At 41.0% G+C, this 20,277-nt stretch carries 17 protein-coding genes; all 17 read left to right on the forward strand.

What is annotated here, in order from left to right; translation table 11 throughout:
* Positions 1 to 244: 244 nt before the first annotated feature.
* The 17 genes from GGQ60_RS14930 to GGQ60_RS15010 all read left to right on the forward strand — a co-directional run bounded on the left by GGQ60_RS14930 (position 245) and on the right by GGQ60_RS15010 (position 20,165).
* Positions 245 to 2,626 (forward strand): TonB-dependent receptor domain-containing protein, encoded by a 2,382-nt coding sequence (locus GGQ60_RS14930; protein WP_183765897.1) that lies wholly within the window; start codon positions 245 to 247, stop codon positions 2,624 to 2,626.
* A 4-nt stretch (positions 2,627 to 2,630) separates the two neighbouring features.
* Positions 2,631 to 3,770 (forward strand): PepSY-associated TM helix domain-containing protein, encoded by a 1,140-nt coding sequence (locus GGQ60_RS14935; RefSeq protein ID WP_183765899.1) that lies wholly within the window; start codon positions 2,631 to 2,633, stop codon positions 3,768 to 3,770.
* A gap of 202 nt (positions 3,771 to 3,972) precedes the next feature.
* Positions 3,973 to 4,563 (forward strand): RNA polymerase sigma factor, encoded by a 591-nt coding sequence (locus GGQ60_RS14940; protein WP_183765901.1) that lies wholly within the window; start codon positions 3,973 to 3,975, stop codon positions 4,561 to 4,563.
* Between the two features lie 74 nt (positions 4,564 to 4,637).
* Positions 4,638 to 5,792, forward strand: a complete 1,155-nt coding sequence (locus GGQ60_RS14945) for a FecR family protein (protein ID WP_183765902.1) — start codon at positions 4,638 to 4,640, stop codon at positions 5,790 to 5,792.
* 106 nt (positions 5,793 to 5,898) lie between these two features.
* Positions 5,899 to 9,564 carry a SusC/RagA family TonB-linked outer membrane protein gene (locus GGQ60_RS14950; RefSeq protein ID WP_183765903.1) on the forward strand — a complete coding sequence of 1,222 codons (3,666 nt, stop codon included), beginning with the start codon at positions 5,899 to 5,901 and terminating at the stop codon, positions 9,562 to 9,564.
* A 13-nt stretch (positions 9,565 to 9,577) separates the two neighbouring features.
* Positions 9,578 to 11,164 (forward strand): RagB/SusD family nutrient uptake outer membrane protein, encoded by a 1,587-nt coding sequence (locus GGQ60_RS14955; protein WP_183765904.1) that lies wholly within the window; start codon positions 9,578 to 9,580, stop codon positions 11,162 to 11,164.
* A gap of 10 nt (positions 11,165 to 11,174) precedes the next feature.
* Positions 11,175 to 12,095 (forward strand): hypothetical protein, encoded by a 921-nt coding sequence (locus GGQ60_RS14960; RefSeq protein WP_183765905.1) that lies wholly within the window; start codon positions 11,175 to 11,177, stop codon positions 12,093 to 12,095.
* Between the two features lie 74 nt (positions 12,096 to 12,169).
* Positions 12,170 to 13,516, forward strand: a complete 1,347-nt coding sequence (locus tag GGQ60_RS14965) for a TlpA family protein disulfide reductase (RefSeq protein ID WP_183765906.1) — start codon at positions 12,170 to 12,172, stop codon at positions 13,514 to 13,516.
* A gap of 11 nt (positions 13,517 to 13,527) precedes the next feature.
* A complete protein-coding gene (locus tag GGQ60_RS14970; protein WP_183765907.1) occupies positions 13,528 to 14,634 on the forward strand; it encodes a thioredoxin family protein in 1,107 nt (368 codons plus the stop codon).
* A 24-nt stretch (positions 14,635 to 14,658) separates the two neighbouring features.
* Positions 14,659 to 15,549, forward strand: coding sequence for a S1 family peptidase (locus tag GGQ60_RS14975; RefSeq protein WP_183765909.1), 891 nt, complete (start codon positions 14,659 to 14,661; stop codon positions 15,547 to 15,549).
* Positions 15,550 to 15,765: 216 nt separating this feature from the next.
* Positions 15,766 to 16,548, forward strand: coding sequence for an alpha/beta fold hydrolase (locus GGQ60_RS14980; RefSeq protein WP_183765911.1), 783 nt, complete (start codon positions 15,766 to 15,768; stop codon positions 16,546 to 16,548).
* A gap of 76 nt (positions 16,549 to 16,624) precedes the next feature.
* On the forward strand, positions 16,625 to 17,308 hold the full coding sequence (locus tag GGQ60_RS14985; protein ID WP_183765913.1) for a GNAT family N-acetyltransferase: 684 nt from the start codon (positions 16,625 to 16,627) through the stop codon (positions 17,306 to 17,308).
* An 84-nt stretch (positions 17,309 to 17,392) separates the two neighbouring features.
* Positions 17,393 to 17,617 carry a CDGSH iron-sulfur domain-containing protein gene (locus GGQ60_RS14990; RefSeq protein WP_183765915.1) on the forward strand — a complete coding sequence of 75 codons (225 nt, stop codon included), beginning with the start codon at positions 17,393 to 17,395 and terminating at the stop codon, positions 17,615 to 17,617.
* Between the two features lie 193 nt (positions 17,618 to 17,810).
* Positions 17,811 to 18,005: a hypothetical protein gene (locus GGQ60_RS14995; protein ID WP_183765917.1), complete on the forward strand. Its 195-nt coding sequence runs from the start codon at positions 17,811 to 17,813 to the stop codon at positions 18,003 to 18,005.
* Between the two features lie 75 nt (positions 18,006 to 18,080).
* The gene (locus GGQ60_RS15000; protein WP_183765919.1) at positions 18,081 to 18,473 is read left to right on the forward strand and encodes a hypothetical protein; all 393 of its coding nucleotides are present in this window, start codon (positions 18,081 to 18,083) and stop codon (positions 18,471 to 18,473) included.
* A 277-nt stretch (positions 18,474 to 18,750) separates the two neighbouring features.
* Positions 18,751 to 19,053, forward strand: a complete 303-nt coding sequence (locus GGQ60_RS15005; RefSeq protein WP_183765921.1) for an ArsR/SmtB family transcription factor — start codon at positions 18,751 to 18,753, stop codon at positions 19,051 to 19,053.
* Between the two features lie 11 nt (positions 19,054 to 19,064).
* On the forward strand, positions 19,065 to 20,165 hold the full coding sequence (locus tag GGQ60_RS15010) for an NADH:flavin oxidoreductase (RefSeq protein WP_183765923.1): 1,101 nt from the start codon (positions 19,065 to 19,067) through the stop codon (positions 20,163 to 20,165).
* Positions 20,166 to 20,277: the final 112 nt, after the last annotated feature.

The raw sequence follows: 20,277 nt of genomic DNA on the forward strand, positions 1-20,277 counted from the left end.
TATTATAATGTATCCAGCCATCATCTATTCCTAAATACAACATAGGCTTATTGAAGGCCATGCGGGAACAACCTCTATAAAAGTGTTAATAAATCTCGCTCCTGCGCAGCGTTTATAACCTTTCCGTTAAGGTACAAGATTCAACCGTCCTTCAAACAATGAAACGATTATTTGCTAATAATTATTTAGACTTATTTTAAATTAGATATATTTGTGCCCATATTTTTCCCTTTAAATTGAATTTATGGTCAGTTATTTACGCCTGCTCTTAATTATTTCTATCCTATCAACCGCTCTGGCAGCAACCGCTCAAACCACTGGAAACATTACGGGTAAAATTCTCCTTGTAGATGGTACGCCTTATACCTCAGCATCCGTTACCATAACAGAACTCGCAAAGGGTACGCTTACAGATGAAAAGGGTACTTATCATTTCAATAAGGTTAACCCCGGCAATTACCATTTAAAGATTCAGGTTTTGGGTGCACCAGAATACATCATCAATGTAACCGTTGCGGCAGGTCAAACAGCCTTAGGCGACTTTCAGTTACCCAAGGAAAATGTTCAGGCTTTACAGGAAGTAACCATCGCTTCCAATATCAATAAATTTTCAAAACGGGAAAGCCGCTATGTGGCCCGTTTGCCGCTCAAAAACCTGGAGAACCCGCAGGTATACAATGCTGTATCGAAAGAATTGATGCAGGAACAAGTGGCGATTGATTTGGGTAGCATCTCTAAAAACGTGCCTGGAGCCGGCATCCCCCTGATCCTGAACCAAGGTAGGGTTACTTTCCGATCGCGCGGTTTTGAAACCGAGCCAAACGCCCGTAATGGTGTGGCCGGGCCTGCTTTTTCATTCATTGATCCGGTTAACCTGGAACGTATTGAAGCGATCAAAGGTCCTTCCACTACCCTGTTCGGTCCTAATATTTCAAGCAGTTACGGCGGCTTATACAACCGGGTGACTAAAAAACCTTATAATGATTTTGGCGGCGAGGTAGATTATACAGCCGGAAGCTGGAATCTTAACCGTCTTTCGGTAGATGTAAATACTCCCGTTAATCAGGATAAAACCGCATTATTCCGCCTGAATGCCGCTACTACCCATCAAAAAAGTTTCCAGGATCTGGGCTTCACCAATAACATCGCGATAGCACCGAGTTTCTCTTACCAGCTAACCGACAAATTATCGATGTTGATCGATGTTGAATTTGGACAGGAAAAAGGCACGTCTGTGGTGCGTTTCAATCCATTTATCATAGCCAACACCAATCAATCCGTTACCGATATCGGCTTTCCGTACAATAAGACCTTTCTGAGCAACGACCTTACTTATTCTACGCAGATGTTAAACATCTTTACGCAGGTAAATTATAAAATATCAGGCAGCTGGACATCTCAAACCATCCTTTCAAGAAACCGCTCAACCATTGATGGATACATTACCGCGCTGAACGGAAGATCTGCCACTACGGTACGCCCGCAGATCATCGTAGGAAATACCAATTTTATTGCAACCAATATACAACAGAACTTTATAGGCGATTTCAAGATAGGTAAACTTCGCAACCGCATTGTTGCCGGTATAGATTTTTATAATAATTTTAATGATTTTGACCGCGTTACGGTTAATTATAACCAGGATGTTAACTTTATTAACCCGCAGCCAACTTACCGTATTAGCCGTTTCAAGGTAGATTCCTTAAGCAGCAGGGGTTCTTTACGTAAAGAATATAACCGCGACAATACTTATGGCGCTTACGTATCAGACGTCATTAACCTTACCGAAAAACTGCTCGTAATGGGAAGTATCCGGGTAAATACATTCGATTACAAAGGTGTTTATAATGTTGTAACCGGGCAGATTACCGGAGGCCTGGGCTCAAGCGGCACATCAGCAGGTCCTTATAAACAAACCGCAGTTTCACAAAAGCTGGGATTAGTTTACGAAATCAGTAAAGACCGCCTGTCGTTATTCGGAAATTATATGGGCGGATTTTTTAACCGCAACGGGCAATCGCTGGATGGAACCGCATTTAAGCCAGAGCATGCCAATCAGCTCGAATTTGGTTTGAAAGGAGATCTGTTCAACAACCGTTTATCAGGAACGGTGAGTTACTATAATATCAAAGTGAATAATGTTTTGCGTCTGGACCCGAGGGATATTAATTATTCGATCCAGGATGGCGCACAACTCAGTCGCGGTGTAGAAGTAGATATCACTGCAAACCCGCTCAGCGGTTTAAACATTATAGCAGGTTATGCTTATAATCACAGCGTATTTACCAATGCTGATGCTACAGTAAATGGTCTGCGTCCGGCACTTTCCGGACCGGATAAAATGGTTAATTTCTGGGTAAGTTATCGATTGCCCGAAGGGAGCCTGCGCGGATTAGGGCTTGGCTTTGGCGGCAATTACGGGAGCATGTCTTACCAGACCAATACACAGAGCACCAAGATCACGATACCGGCTTACACCATGCTGGATGCCGCCCTCTTTTATGATCAACCCAGGTACCGCGTAAACTTTAAAGTAAACAACCTGACAAGTGAAAAAGCCTGGTCGGTTAGGTTAACCCCACAGGCACCGGCGCAATTTATTGGCAGCGTAGTCCTTAAATTTTAAAGGCATGGCAAAGAACCGGTTTAAAAAGGTAATGGGCTGGCTCCATTTGTGGTTGGGATTAATATCAGGTACCGTATTAATACTGGTTGCAATTTCGGGCTGTATACTTTCATTTGAAGCTGAGCTGGAACCGGTGCTTTTCAAAGAACGTCATTTTGTAAAAACGTTCCCTAACCGGCTGAGCGCCGACAGTTTACTCCTGATCGCCAACAGCGTTTATCCGGGTAAAAAAACTTCTAAATTGATTATTAACGCCGAGCCCGACAGGAGCGCTGAGGCGCGTATTGGTAAAGGGCCGGAAATGAAAGTGGTCTATATCGATCCATATACCGGAAAAGTATTATACAAGGGGCTTTTTCAAAAGCAGTTCTTCAGGGTGGTACGTAATGTACATCGCTATTTACTCCTTGGCGAAACGGGAAAGGCTATAACTGGTTTTTCCTGTATTATTTGTTTGTTTCTCTCCATTAGCGGTATTGTTATCTGGTGGCCGGCCAACAAAAGTGCTATCAAACAACGTTTTAAAATAAAGTGGAATGCCAAAAGCAAACGCCTCAACTGGGACCTGCATGCAGTAACCGGCTTTTACCTGTCTTTTTTCCTCATCCTGATCACCCTTACAGGCATAGTAATGAGTTACGACTGGGCAGAAAACCTGATCTATAAACTGGCAGACGGCAAAGTGCAAAAGGAGCTTACACCAAAAAATTTGGTCAGGATAAAACAAGCTAAGCCAGGAGTTTTGCAAAAGATAGAGGACAGTATGAATGCGTTGTACCCGAACGCAGGACGCCTTAACTTCAACATCCCACCAAAAGGCGGCCTGGCGATAATGGGGCAAAAGGAAAGCGAACAATTACCACCCGGATGTACAGATGCTGCTTATTTTGACAGCAAAACCGGACAACTCATCAAACAACAGCCATTTGCTGCAGTAAGCCTGGGTACGAAGATCAAGAAATATGTTTTGCCCCTGCACTCGGGAAGTATATATGGTTGGGGGACGAAAATTCTGGCCTTTGCCGTTTCATTATTTACAGTAAGCCTGCCGGTAACGGGTTTTCTGATATGGCTGGGTAAACGCAAAAAGAAAAAAAAGCCGCTGGCCATTAAACACACTTCAAAAAAATTGGCAACGGTTTAAGAATCCGTGGGGATCATGATTACCTGCTTAGAATTAAAATATTGGATCTGATTACCTGGGAAAAATTCACAAAAAATTAAACAGATTAAGAAATTTAGCTGATTTTTTACCGATTTGAAGGTAAATTAACTACTTTATTCAAAAAAAAATTGCCATAAGTCACTTTTTATATAAATTAGTATAACTAAACGACTATGGCTAAGTGAAGTCTATACCCATTACTGACGAAAAGGAATTATTAACTGGATTAAAGGCCGGGGATAAGGTCGCCTTTAAACAGTTATACGAAGTATATTCCGGTAGACTCGCCAGTAAATTAATATATCTGTTAAAATCTGAGGAATTAGCCCAGGATATTTTACAGGATGTGTTTCTAAAGATCTGGACCAACCGCGAAATGATCGATATTGAGCTCAGTTTTGGTGCTTTCCTCTATAAGATCGCTACAAATCTTTCCAAAAATGTAATCCGGAAAAATGTTTATGATCAGCTAATGCGCCATCAAATTGGCCAGGAGGAGGTTTATCACCCTATAGAGGAAGGCGATGATGCCGAAGAGGCCAAAGCTATTTTAGATCAGGCTATGGGTCAACTCACGGACCGGCAGCGGGAAGTTTACACCCTACACAAGATAGAAGGACTTAGTTATCAGGAAATAAGTGAAAAGCTGAATATCAGTCTTTCAGCCATTAATCATCACATTCAAAAAGCCAATAAACAATTAAAGGCTATTCTAAAATCAAGGTCGTTTGAGCTATTTATCTGTCTTTTGCCTGCCTTATTGAAAAAATAATTTAACAAGAGGTGCTATTTTTTCTTTTTCATGTGTATTCTATTCTAAAGGGGCGAAATTTCCCCTAGTTTAACATGATCAAGCCAACAAGAATCAAACTTTTATTTGATCGGTACCTCAACAATATCATCACAGCAGATGAATTGGCCGAGCTATACCAATATCTTGAGGATGACAGGCATCAGGCAGAATTTGATGAGGCTATTAGCGATTATTTTGATGCAACATCGCACACAGACCACCTAAAATCCGGAGAAGTTGGCGATTTAGCCTGGCAGAAAATTGCTCAGCATATAGATGACACGAATCCGGTTAAAAAGCTAAGGCTGTTTTCAATGCTTAAATTTGTAGCCGCCGCTGCTGCGATCGTGATTTTATTATGCACTACCTTTTATATCTATCAATCAAGCCGTACTCAAGACCATTCCAAAACAGCAGTTGCCCATGATATTCAGCCCGGCACCCATCGGGCAACATTGCAGGCCGCAAACGGAAAGGTATACCAGTTAGCAGGCAGCAAAGAAGAAATTATTGCTGGCGAAAAAGCGATCCGTTATAAGGATGGCACCGTGCTGGAAACGGAAGCTCATGTCGAAAACTTTATTTTAAGCACACCGAAAGGCGGGCAATACCGGATCACCTTAAATGATGGCACCAAAGTATGGCTGAATGCGGCCTCATCGCTTTCCTATCCAAGCCAGTTTACAGGAAAAGAAAGGCGTGTAGTACTTCAGGGAGAAGCCTATTTTGAGGTGGCGCATAATGCCCGTAAACCTTTTATCGTGAGCACCGAAGCACAAGAAATCAGGGTATTGGGAACCATGTTTAATGTTAATGCTTATGAAAATGAAGGGATGACGGTTACCACCCTGGTAAACGGCCGGGTGCAGCTTAATAGCCAAAATGTTTCAAAAGCAGCATATTTAAGCCCTGGGGAACAATCTGTACTCAACCAAAATACTTTCCGGATTAAATCCGTTGATGCAAGCTTTTACACCGCCTGGAAAGACGGGGAGTTTATTTTTAAAGCCACTCCACTTACAGCGGTCCTCCGCCAGCTTGAGCGCTGGTATAACCTGGATATTGATTACAGCGGCATCCCGGAAGATATCCAGATCCATGCCTCTATACAGCGCGACAAGCCATTATCTGCTGTACTTACCGCACTCGAAAAAATCACCAATTTAAAATTTGACATCAAAGGAAGGAGCATGAAACTGATGAAATAACTATATTATTCCAGGCCTACACCAGGGCAAGGAGAAAACGAATCCATGCCATAGCCTGACAACTAAAAACCAATCAACAACCAATAACCAACAAACTAATCACATTATGAACGATTTCCTTTTTCGTAAGGAGTATAGCGGGCGTATGTCCGGTCATAAAATTAATGGCGAAACCACTAATACCAATTCACGATCATCTTTTCGGTGGATTATCATTTTGTTTTTTGTGTTCGCGCTATCATTTTCGAATGAATTGTATGCACAAACCGTAACGCTCGATCTCAAGAACGCAACAATTATTAAGGCAACAACAGAAATAAGGAAGCAAACCAAATATGATTTCACCTATAACGACCTCATCTTAAAAAAAGCAAAACCTGTTACCATAAAACTTGTTAAGGAACCACTTAACAGTGCATTGAAAAAGCTGTTTTCAGGCCAGGATCTTGATTATGAAATTAAAGATCGGATTATCATTATTACGGAAAGAAAAGCTAGCGTGGCCAATGATAATAATGCTTTGAATGGTCCGGTAAACGGAAGTGTAACCAACGAAAATGGTAAACCGATGGAGGGGGTTACGGTAAGGGTTAAGGGCACAAAGTTCTCTACCCAAACTGATAAAAATGGTCATTTTACCATTCCTGCCCAATATTCAACCAGTTTGCTTGAAATTAATCATTTAGGTTATTCTCATTTGGAGATACCTGCTCAACGGGCACGGGTTGTCTCACTTAAAATATTTGCATCCGAGCTGGAAGATATTGTGGTAAATACAGGTTATCAGCAAATCGATAGCCGGCAGCTAACCAGTGCAGTTACCAGTATTAAAGTTGAGGATATTCTTACACCTGGCGTTAATACCATTGATAAGTTACTGGAGGGCAGGGTACCCGGACTGGTTTTTATGCAAAACTCAGGACAGGTTGGCGCAGCACCTAAGCTTAGAATACGTGGAACATCTACTATTTTAGGTAACCGCGAACCGCTGTGGGTACTGGATGGAATTGTACTTCAAGACCCTGTAAATATAGATCCAAAATCAATTAATGACCTTGACTTTGTTAACTTATTAGGTAATGCCATTGCAGGATTAAACCCTGAGGACATTGATCAGATTGACGTACTTAAGGATGCTTCTGCTACCGCTTTATACGGCGCCAAGGCAGGTAACGGTGTAATTGTAATTACTACAAAAAAGGGTAAGCCTGGTAAACCGACTATTTCCTATTCAGCCAATACAACTTTCAACAGGCGTCCGCGTTATTCGGACCGGAACATGAATATGATGAATTCTGAAGAACGCATGGATGTTTCAAAGGAAATGGTAGAACGAAGAATACAATACAACAATGTAACGCAATGGTCGGGCTACGAAGATGCACTTCAAAAATATTATAAAGGGACCATCGATTATAACGAATTTAAACGCCAGAGCGATTATTATGCCGGTGTAAATACAGATTGGTTAGGCCTGATTACTCAGGATTCTTATTCGCAAAATCACACTCTAACTTTATCTGGAGGTTCAAACCGCATCAAATTTTATTCTTCACTGGGTTATCTGGATGAGCGGGGGACAATTAAAGGGGAATACAATAAGCGGTATTCATCAGTAGTTAATGTTACTGCAGATTATGATCAGTTTCTGGCACAGGTAAGTTTTGCAGGAAACTACTCCTCCAGGAATTATTCCCCATCCGATCTCGGCATCATGAATTATGCCTATAATACCAGCAGAACATTGCCTGCTTACAATCCAGACGGCAGTTATTTTTACTATCCGATAACCAACGGAAGTCAGATTTTCAACTACAATATCCTGAAAGACAGAGAATACAGCGCCGATCACACAGACTTGATTTCAAGCAACTTAAAGGCATTATTAAGGTTAAAAATCTCTCCGAAGTTTAATTTAGAAGGTACTTTTGCCTATGCGATCAGTAATAACGACAGGCAATTGTATTATACAAAAGATTCGTATTACATCAATAAACTTCGCAGTGATTTTACTGCCCGTAATGACATGGCTCCGGTGGGAGGAGAATGGACAAAAAATGAAACCCGCAATAACAACTATACTGGCCGTTTGCAGGCAAACTACGCAACAACTTTCGGCACAGAAAACAGGCACTCTCTTACCGTTTCAGGAGGTGCGGAGATAAAATCAAATGAGTATAACGGCTTTGACATTACGCGAAGAGGATATTTCCCCGAGATGGGTGGCTACTTTGATATTGTACCCACTACAAATACAGGGTATTATACCCAATGGATGTCTGATAAGCGTGCTTTAGGTTCGTTCAATCGTCAGCTCACTAACGAGTTTGCCTGGTATGGTACAACCGGTTATTCTTACCGCGATAAGTATATTTTCAATTTCCATATTCGTGGTGAACAATCGAACCTGTTTGGCACACGCTCAAATAACAGATTGTTACCTATCTACGCCTTTTCGGGTAGGTGGAATATGAGAGAAGATGTAGCTAATCATACTTCATGGGTAAATGATCTATCCTTAAAAGCATCCTGGGGCTGGCAAGGCAATATGCTTCCGGGGCAGTCGCCATATATGATCATTAAACAGAGTCCATCTACTGATCCTTATTATAATTCTTCAACTGCAACTATTTCTAATTATCCAAATCCTGACCTCAGATGGGAAAGAACGTCTTCATCCAACGTTGCGCTGGATTTCGCCTTATTTGGCAATAAAGTAACCGGATCTGTGGGGTATTTCTATAAAAGAACGCAGGATGCATTTCTTAATAAAACAGTATCAGAAATCAATGGTGTTCAGTCTTATGTAATCAATAGCGGTACGTTGGAAAATAAAGGCCTGGAAGTAGCTTTAAGTATTACAGCCATTAACAATGCCGGTATGAATAAATCAAGGCGTGGTTTTGTATGGCGTTTTGATCCGCAACTGGGGCAGGTGCTGAATAAAATTATTAACCAGGCCATCAATAATAGAAATAACGTTCTTATTGATAATATCAACTATTCCAATTACCTGAGCGGCAATATTCAGCTGGCAGGTAAACCTATTAACACCTTTTATTCTTACAAATTCAAAAGTTTAAGTCCTGTTGATGGTTCACCGATTTTTTACGGTTTAGAAGATGAAAATTCGGCAGCATATCAGCAACGCTATTTAAATATGGACAGACAAGACGTTTACATGGAAATCATGAGTGAATCGGGTCGTCGCGAACCTTATATTCAGGGGGGCTTATCAAATTACTTTGGATACAGGAACTTCGGGTTATCTTTCAACCTAACTTATTCTTTAGGAAACAAAATCCGGTTGATGAAAATTGCTTCAGGTTATGCCACAACCAGTGCCTATCCGCAGCAGAATCTACGTAAAGAGTTCGTAAATCGTTGGCGCAGGCCAGGTGATGAGGCTTACACCAACATTCCAGGCCTTCAGGTGTCTACGAATGTAATTACTCCTTGGTGGCAAAACTATCCGGTAAGCAGTCTTGAACTGGGTGGCAGTGCTTACGATATGTATGATAATTCGGATATCAGACTGGTGAGTGGAGATTACCTAAAACTGCAATCGGCATCTTTCCGATACAGTTTTTCAGAATCTTTAATACGTAAATTAAAATTGAGTTCGGCCTATGTAAGCCTTACAGGTACAAATTTATTTACCCTCAGCAGTAAAATGTTAAAGGGACAAGATCCTACCCAATCGGGTTCTACCCCTAACATCAATTTATCCGTTAGGCCTACCTATACTGCAAGTCTTAATGTTTCATTTTAAAAGAGAACAAACTATGAAATATCTTTTAACCCTTTTAGCTTGCCTTTTGCTTCTGAGCTCTTGCAGCAAGTTTTTGGAAGAATATTCTACAGATCAGAAATACCTGGAAACCACCGACGACCTGAACAAGGTAATGATTGGAGAAGCATTCCTTAATAACGTATTTAGTTTATCCTTCACGAGTAATGTGGCAACCATGGGAAGTATCACTTCCGATAATGACCTTTCCGCACCGTGGCTTCATGTAATGGATGATGACAGTGAAGCCTTTGTGCTGGGCGCTACAGAGCGCGATCAGTCTACCCCGCTTTATATGCTTTCTGGCTTTCATAACTGGGGCCAGAACCCTACTGTTAATATCCTGGGTTTTTCCTGGAACGATGTCATGTGGAAAAAAGTGTATAAGCGTATTGGCGCAATTAATGCCCTGATTTATCAGGGAGCTCAAATAGCAGACAAAAATCCCGGCGATGTGAACCTGAAACACCTGCGCGGGGAAGCTTATTTTTTAAGGGCTTATTATTATTTTCTGCTCCAGAATATTTATGGATCTCCCTACCGCAAAGCAACGGCCTCCGCTGATGAAGGCGTGCCGCTGAAGATTTCGGAAAAAGTGGAAGATATTTATTTCAAACGGACGAATAATGAGACGGTGTATAACCAGATTGTGGCAGATCTTGACCAAGCCGCAGACTTACTTCAAGGTTACAACCCCGCTACTAAAATCAGGGTAGGTATTGCAGCTGTTAAATGCCTGCAAAGCCGGGTATATCTGTTTACCGAACAATATGATAAAGTGTTGCAGGCGACTACGGGATACGAAACCATGGGATATAGTCTCATCGATTTGAAGCGCTATATTGCAAACAGTAATTTCACTTACCGCAGTTCTACGGAAACCATATTTACCATGGCACCCAATGCTATAGTAGCGGTATTCCCCAACGACTCCTTATCTGCCTATTCCGGCAATGACCGACGTGCATCGGGTTTTAAAGCTGCAGATAATCTGATGCAGAATTATAGCGCTAACGATTTACGTCTGAATGCTTTTTTTATGAAGTCTGCTAAAACAAAGTCGTGGCTTCCGGCCAAATACCGTACCTGGAAAACTTATAACGATCCTGAACAGGTCTCCTGCCTTTTTTCCCTCAGGCTTTCGGAGATGTTGCTGAACCGTGCGGAAGCACAAGCCATGATGGGAGCTGACGGAGATGCATGGAGCGAGCTACAGAAGTTGCAGGCCATGCGCTTCAACAATAATTCGGGCAGTGCCCAACCTGCATCCAATCAGGCCCTGATAGAGTTTATCCGGAATGAGCGCAGGCGCGAATTGTGTTTTGAAGGCCATCGCTGGTTCGACCTGAGGCGGTATGCGGTTAATTCAAAATATCCGCTAGGGGCAGATTTCGAGATCAAACATCCAACTTACAACTACGATGCCCAAACCAATACTTACACCCGTGCAGGATATTATGTTTTAAAATCCATTGCTCAGGATGGAGCCAGCTGGCAGGTTCCTATTCCTAATTATGCCATAGAATTTAACAGGGGATCATTAACGAACCCCGTTCGCAGCGTCCGTAATATTCAACCTTAACTTGATAAAGATGAAAAATATTTTATTTGCTATAGCAACACTCTTTACACTTACGCTGGTTTCCTGCAGAAAAGAGCCCGTTACTGTATTCCCTGATTATGATAAAAACTGGTTGGCCATGGAAGATAATCCCAATGATCCGACTATCCATGCCAACTTCCAGTTTTATAAAGAAACCGGTATTCCGGTATTTGTTAACGATACCATAGGTTCGCAAACGCGCGTGGATGTTTTCGGAAAAACCTATACCTATTACGAAGTTTTATCATTAAGTTATTCGCTTGGTGGCTTGCAAAGCGGGCCGCCACCTATGGTGCAATCATTTACCTATTGTAATAAAGCCGATGTGCCAACTGCACTGGCCTTTTTAAGAGCTGAAATTATGCCCATAATAGCAGGCAAAATCCATGTTCCGAGTATTCTTTTGGTTGAGAACATGAGTACCAATGCTTTTGGAACATACGCTTATAAAGGACTGAATACCGTGGCAGTAGCACAGATTTCAAAAATCCAGGCCATGAGCCAAACCACCAAAGCCGATTACAAAGCCGCCATATTAAGGGCCATACTCACCAATACGGTATTGGATAATAAATATGCTGATATCCTGGATAAGTTTTATGCCGTTTCCAGAAAGTTTGTAAGCGGTAGGGATGCTTATGGATTAAACTCTTTCTACTTAACAAGCACTTATATTGTGGGTTTACCGGCGGGCACTCCCTTCACTTTCCAGGCGATTGGCTTTCTTGGGCCTGATGCCAGGATCACCTCGTCGTCGCCCATTTCTACCTGGCTGGATGTATGCATGTATATAGAGGCCGCTTCGGTAAATACGGATGCGCAATTCAAACAGAAATATGCTGCGTATCCCAATATTCTGACAAAATACGGCTACATCCGCCAAATTTTAACTGACATAGGCATAAAATAATCAATAAAAACACATAATCAACTGTTGGCAAGCACTATTCAGCTTGCCAATTTCAAAACAACTATAAATTTATAATGAAAAAAGCACTAATTTTTTCTGTGATGCTGGCGGTATCTGCATCATCATGGGCACAAACCGCTGTTATTAAAGGAAAATTCCACAAACTTCTGCCCAATGGCAGGGAAACTCAGGAGGTTTTCTTTTCCAAACCTGAAGAAGGTGAAATTCAGGTTATTCTCCCGATGATAAAAAGCAAGCCAGACCAAATCTTCCGTGGAGAAGTAAAGAAGGAAGATCTTAATACCATCCGTTATGTAGGGGTATTTGATGAACAGTACGCTGTTTACATGAAACCTGGTGAGGAACTGAATGTAGACGCCGGCGACGGACAAATTGCTTATTCAGGCAATGTCAATAAAGAGAACCAGGTATTTGCAGACTGGTATAAAATGATAAAGCCACTTAGACGTTATGGTTACACTAAAGACGGTTATAAATTACCTTCTGCCGGTTATCTTAAAACTATCGACTCATTGAAAGTACCGGTTGAGCAGTTTATTAAAAATATCAATACCGGAAATACAGCCTTTGATAAACAGGCTAAATATTTTTTAACCTATAGTTATAAATATGATGTGATTATCCCTACTGCCTCTGGTTTGAACATTGGAAAGAAAGATGAATATCCTGAGAGTCTGGTCAAATTTTATAATGATGAAAAATGGACAGATGCGAATATCTGGAACCTGCCTATGGGCTACCATTACATGCTTTACTTCGCCTTTGTGAAACATATCATCTATAATTCCAAACAAGGAATGGCTGCCGATATGCTAATCCCGGAAATTTCTAATAAAGAGCTGAAAGCTAAATTTATTGTGGCACAGGCAGAAAGAGGCGCAAACATGAACTTTGTTCAATACCTGGAGCGTAATGAGCAATTTATGCAGACTGATCAGCAACGCGACAAAATGAAAACAATGTTGAAAAGAGCCCGTATGCAAAAGCCTGGTGGCGATTGGATCGACTTTTCTTATCCTGATGCTGCAGGTAAGATGCATAAACTCTCAGATAACCTTGGCAAAGTTGTTTTAATTGATGTTTGGGCAACCTGGTGTGCTCCTTGCCTGCAAGAACAACCTGCTTTAGAGGAACTTGAAAAATCTTTTGAAGGTAAAGATGTTGTTTTTATCAGCTTATCTATCGATACCGACCAAGCTAAATGGCAGAAAATGGTAGCGGAGAAAAAACTATCCGGATTACACCTGTTCTCGAATAATAAAGGTCCGATCATCGCAGATTATGAAACAACCGAAATACCAAGGTTTATCCTGTTCGACAAAACCGGCAAAACGGTAAACTTTAACGCTCCTCGTCCGTCAGACCCGAAATTAAAAGCCCTTATTGAATCGAATTTATAACAGATAAGCACATGAAACATTTTTTTAAATTCATTTTTTTAATTGCTTGTACTTTAAATATACAAGCTGTACTGGCGCAAGGAATAAATTTCGAAACAACCAGCCTTGCTGTGGCCATGGGAAAAGCAGGAAATCCGGCTGAACCAAAATTGATTTTAGTAGACTGTTACACCACCTGGTGTATTCCGTGTTTGGAAATGTCTCAGCAAGAATTTCCTAAAAAAGTGGCCGGCGACTATTTTAACCCCAGGTTTGTGTCTATCAAGTTTGACATGGAAAAGGGAGAAGGTAAGGAGATTGGGAAAAAATACAATGTTACTACGTATCCTACCTTTCTCATTTTAAATGCTCAAGGTCAGGAAATTAACAGGATTGTTGGTAAAGCGAGTGCTGAAGAATTTATAGAAAAGGCGAAAAGTGCACTGGATCCCAAAAACTCTTTAGCTGGTTTAAAAGCCGCTTATGAGGAGAGCAAAAATATGCAAACAGGATTTCCTTACGCTTTAGCACTTTATCAAAGTTCAAAAGATCCTTCTCCTGTTCTTGAAGAACTATTTGACAACGCACAGGATTTTGAGCGGTTCAGTAAAGCTTACCTGGAGTTGGCTTTTGGCATTACGAAGTTCGGTAGCCCTTTCTTCAGAAAACTAATGTTAGAGAAAGCAAATATTGATGCAGCCTGGGGTACGGAAGTAACGAACCGAATCATATTTGATAAAATCCGTAAAGACATGTACCAAATTGCCAATGAAACTGCGGCAAAGTACAATATCGTTTATACGCCGAAAGAAGTAGAGGAGATTGCCTATACGGTATCCTTGCTGAAGTTACCTAAAGATAAAGCAGAATCACATATGTGCCGACTTGCGCTTTATGTAATTAACCAGGATTTAGATGGATTAATTGCTTACTATAAACGCCATATTGCATTGATACCAAATACTGATGTATTTAAAGATATGTTAGACGGGATGTTAATGCAAAAAATGGCTAAAGCCAATGAGAAACAAAAAATTGCCATCAAAGAATATTTTACCGGATTAGTGAAGGTTCATGATAGGGAAGCTCAAAGATATCGCTCTCTAACTGAAGCTTTGAATAGAACAGCTGTTAAATAGTCAAGAAGGCAAATGCATAAGAAGATGTCAGCACAAAAAACATTAAAAAAGGGCTTGTATATTGCAACTGCAATATTCTTTCTTGCAGTTGGTTCCGGCTATGCCCAAACCTTTACCGATGACGCAAAGATTTTAGCGGATTACCAAAAGTCATTAGATTCTTTGTTTCTAAAAGTAAAGACGATTACCGCTACCGATGCGCAAACCCAATTGGCAGAAAATACGCAAGCCATCTCCCTGAACCTGGTGAAAGCTAACAAAAAGTTACAAACCGGGAACGAAATCTACAAGCATGCAAAATCTGCAACGGTTACCGTTGGTATTGCCTACCTCTGCCCAAGATGCAGCAATTCTCATATCAGCGAATCTTCAGGGTACGTAATAGATCCTAAAGGAATTGTGGTCACAAATTATCATGTAGCCGCAATGTATGCCAATATTAAGGATGGAAACAAGCCTTTAGGGCTTACCGTCAGGATGGCCAATGGAAAGATTTATGCCGTAAAAAGTATACTGGCCTGTTCAAAAAACAACGATTTAGCGGTACTTGAATTAGTAACGGAGGGGGAGAAAATCCCTGCTTTGCCATTAGCGCAGGCCGGCAAGGTGGGTGATCAGGTATATGTATTAGGCCACCCTAAAGGCATGCACTACTTTTTTAGTGAAGGGATGGTAACCAACAAATACATGGAAGAAGCAGGAGAACATGACAAGAAATTTTTTCGTCAAATGATGGCTATTTCGGCTGATTATGCCACTGGTTCAAGCGGTGGTCCGGTAATGGATCATTACGGGAATGTAATTGGTACGGTATCCAACACCAAAATGTTTACCCATAGCGAAATGAACCCCAGCGTGCAGATGGTAGTAAAGAATACGGTCCCTGTAGAATCACTATGGAAACTGGTTCGATAGCGAACAAATCATTAAAATTTATTGAAGCTGTTTAAGCTTAACAGCACGCTCAGATGCCCGCGGTACTTACCGCGGGCATTCTTTTTACTGCTAAAATGGGCCTGGTTAAGCATTGTAGTTCAGCTGGCTTAAACCACCCTAAAATTGTCTGTTATCGGCACCTTATTTCCGCTGTAGCTTATTTAGATTTGTGTAGCAAATTTTACACTAAAACCGATGGCAACATACAACAAATCAGGATATGAAAAGGTAAATGGCATTAACATGTATTATGAAATTTACGGTGAAGGAGTAACTCCACTGGTATTGATACATGGCGGTGGTTCAACCATTCAATCTACATTCGGGAAACTTATTCCGTTTTTGGCGAAATCTAACCAGCTTATAGCTGTTGAACTTCAGGCACACGGACGTACCAGCGACCGCGACCAGGCCGAATCTTTTGAGCAGGATGCAAAGGATGTGACTACGTTATTAGGTCAGCTAAACATAACAAAGGCCAATTTTTTAGGTTTCAGCAATGGCGGTACAACAACCTTGCATATTGCAGCACACTATCCGGCGGTGGCGAATAAAATCGTTGTTATTTCGGCTAATTACCAAAGGGAAGGCTTAATCGAAGGTTTTTATAATGGCTTTGGAGATGCCACCATAGCGCATATGCCAGAACCGCTTAAAGCGGCTTTCTTAGCCGTAAATCCTGATCATAATGCGTTGCAAACGATGTTCGAAAAGGACAAACAACGCATGCTGGATTTTACCGATCTGAGCGATAACGACCTTAAAGGCATTACTTCCGATACACTTTTAATGGTTGGGGATCAAGATGTGATCAGGCCCGAACATGTGGTTAAAATGTCGGGATTGATTGCAAATGCGCAACTGGTGATTTTACCTGGCGCGCATGGTGCCATGATCGGCGAAAACCTTAATCCCGGTGTAAGCGACAAAACAATAGAGATTACTGCACATCTGATAGATACTTTTTTAAATCAATAAGTATGGCGATGAATTTAACAGGTTAACCTGAATAAAAATTACCCCCGTCTGATGAAGCATTTAATATCTTTACCGGATGGAATACGTATTGGATAATCCGATTTATTATGCCTTAACCTCCGCACACAGCCATATTGCAAAAGGATCTGATCAGGTAAAATATTATGTTGAAGACATCACGGCATTTGCCGGTTTAAGAGATAATTCTCCGGACGATCTAAATGCCCTTTACCAGGTCAGCCCTGCAGAAAGCCTTTTTGTATTTTTCTCAAAAACACCGGTCTATATCCCTGAAAAGTGGAAACTATTAACCCAGATCGACATGTTTCAATTTATTTTTCGTGGTAAAGAGATACCAATGGCAGATGCAGTGGGAATAACAAACCTCGATCTAGAACATGTTACGGAAATGATCGGCCTGGTGGAGCTGACCAAACCCGGACCGTTTCTGGCCAAAACCATCGAACTTGGCAATTACACCGGTATATTTGTTGAGGGAAAATTGGCCGCCATGGCCGGCCACCGTTTTTTCCCCAGCCCTTATCGCGAAATAAGTGCGGTTTGTACCCATCCCGATCATTTAGGTAAAGGCTACGCCTTTAAAATTTTACAGGAACAGGTTAAAAGAATATTGCTCCGTTCGGAAATACCTTTTCTGCATGTTAGAAATGACAATGATGGCGCAATTAAACTTTACCAGAAACTTGGTTTTGAGATCAGAACAGATATGATTGCCTACGTTATCAAAAAAGAGTTTTAAACCAAGAAGAGAATGGTTCTAAATAGAAATCTCACCAAAAATTGCAGTTTCTATGTTTTAGTTTTGTGGCAAACAAACACATACATGTCTAAAACAAAACTTACCATTAACAATAACGGCTCAGTTAAAATTGAGGGCGATTTCGAAATTGTAGATAGAGATGGCAATGCTTACGGCCTACAGGGCAGAGAAGTGGTTTCGATCTGCCGTTGTGGTTTATCCAAAAACAAACCTTTTTGCGATGGTGCACATAAAGGCCATTTTGAACACGAAGCAGTTGCATTCGATCTTCCCCCTAAAAAAGTTTAATAAACAACAATTTAAAAGCATCAATCTACTCAGATTGGTGCTTTTTTTTCAAAGAAGAAAATTGATGCCCAATCTGCATCCAAAAGTGGCCGACTAATCAGTAAAGTTTGGCTTTAAACTTAATAGGTTTGCCACATTTTTACTGGAACTTTTTATAGAATTCAATGTTAAATGAATAGATAATCTATACATTATGGCAAAAGAGAAGAAAAAGAGTAAAAAGAAAAAAGATAAAAAGAAAGGCAAGAAAAAGAATAAGTTGGGCGTTAAAAATTCACTGGTAAACAATATTAACGCCCGTAAGAAAAAAGGCAAATCAAGATCCAAGAAGAAATCAAAAATTAGTAAAAAGGCATACAAAAAAATGCAGGAAGGCTGGAAGAAATAGCTGGTGGTTTAGGTGCTTGCGCAGCGAAAGGTAGATAATGATAAAATTCGGCTATCTTTGCACAAAATAAAATCGATGGCGGTATTACATAAAAAAGAAGAAAAAATTCAGGCAGTGCTTGGCAGGTTGCCTAAAAAATATACAGACGAGCAATTTGTAGAGATGTTCATTAAGCTTTACTCTAAAGATTGGGGCAAAATTAAATCAGCGTACATCAAACAATCGCAGGATAAAGAACCCGGAGCCGTTATTAATATGCCTAAACCAGAAGTATATTTACGGCAAATCCTCTCCACCTACCTCCAACAGGATCATGCTCCTAAAGCAGTAGAGATGAAAGAAGAACCTGTTATCGAAGTTAAAAAAACGAAAGCACCTGCAAAGAAAAACCCCGAAGCTGCTGGACAAAACCAGGCAGTTGAAAAGAAAGCAAAAACGGCGGTAAAAAAAACAACAATAAAAAAATAAAAAATATTTTTCATCAGATATAATAAATCACCTTTTTGGTTGTTTATATATATGAGAGCGTTAATTTAGATGACGGGGATAGGTCGGTATGATTTATCCCCGTTCTTTTTTGGCATTTTTTCCATTCTATTTTTTGTTGTCATGCTGCTGAGTGAGCGAAGAATCTTTAGCTTTCAGCCCATACCACAATTCACTTATCCATCCCAAGTTTTACATCCAATTGTAAACTTTATTCCTTTAATTGGTATATCGGGAAAAGTCGATATACCTTTGTACCATGGAACAAGTAGAAATATTTAAAGCCCTTTCGAACAAAACACGTTTAGAGATTCTAGGCTGGCTAAAGGAACCGGCACTGCATTTCCCCGATCAGCCAAATCCCGATTTTGAAACGGTTGGTGTCTGCGTCGGTCAGATCCAGATTAAAAGCGGCTTATCTCAGAGTACCATCTCAGAATACCTTTCTATTTTACAACGTGCCGATTTAATCAGCTCTACCCGCGTAGGCCAATGGACTTATTACAAGCGCAACCAGGAAGGTTTAGAAAAATTAAGTAAAATCATTAATACCGAATTATAATTTAAAAACATATGAACACAGATAGTTTATTCAGGCCTTTTAGCCTTAAAACGTTAAATATCAAAAACAGAATAGTAATGGCGCCTATGACGAGGTCGTTTTCTCCGGGAGGTGTACCAACGGCTGAGGTTGCAGCGTATTACGCAAAGAGAGCAGCTGGAGAAGTGGGTTTAATTTTATCAGAAGGAACAGTAATTAACCGCCCCTCTTCATCTGCAGATCCCAACATTCCGCATTTTTACGGCACTGAAGCATTAGCAGGCTGGGAAAAGGTGATTAAAAGTGTGCACCAGGCTGGTGGTAAAATGGGTCCGCAGATCTGGCACCAGGGTATTCATGCCAATCACGCTTCCGGTTGGTTGCCAAGTGCGCCATTTGAAGGCCCCTCATCTTTTAACAGCCCGGGATTCGAAAACGGTGTAGCGATGACAGACGCGGCCATTGCTGATACCATCGCTGCCTTTGGCCAGGCTGCTGCAGACGCTAAAGCCCTGGGTTTCGACACTGTTGAAATACATGGCGCACATCAATACCTGATTGACCAGTTTTTCTGGGATGCCACGAATAACCGTACGGATATTTATGGCGGTAAAACATTGGCAGAACGTACCCGTTTTGCGGTTGAGGTAATTAAAGAAGTACGCAAAAGAGTTGGAGAAGATTTCGCCTTAATTATTCGCTTATCACAATTTAAACCCGCTGCTTACGATTTCAAACTCGCTAAAAACGAACAGGAATTAGAGCAATGGTTAACCCCGCTGGCCGAAGCAGGAATTGATATTTTCCATTGTTCGCAACGCCGTTTCTGGGAACCTGAGTTTGAAGGCTCTGACTTAAATTTTGCAGGATGGGCTAAAAAAGTAACAGGAAAAGCCACAATCTCAGTGGGCTCAGTTGGTTTAGACGGCGATTTCTTTGGCGCCTTCGCAGGTCAAAGCTCACAACCTAGCTCACTAGATGAATTGGTACGTAGAATGGACCGTGGCGACTTCGATTTAATAGCAGTTGGCCGTCCGCTCCTGGCAGATCCGAACTGGGTAGAAAAAATTAAACACAATCGCAAAGAAGATTTGAAAGGCTTTAGCAAAGAAGCTTTAGCGCAATTGGTATAATTCCCTATTTTTTTTCTTTTTAAGTTTAGAAGGGCATCCCGAAAGGGATGCTTTTTTGATAAATAGGTTAGTGGTGATGTCAGATGTTACCATCTGACATTATTTTTTTGCT

Origin of the sequence: Pedobacter zeae, from assembly GCF_014196715.1 — a bacterium.
Classification (GTDB): domain Bacteria; phylum Bacteroidota; class Bacteroidia; order Sphingobacteriales; family Sphingobacteriaceae; genus Pedobacter; species Pedobacter zeae.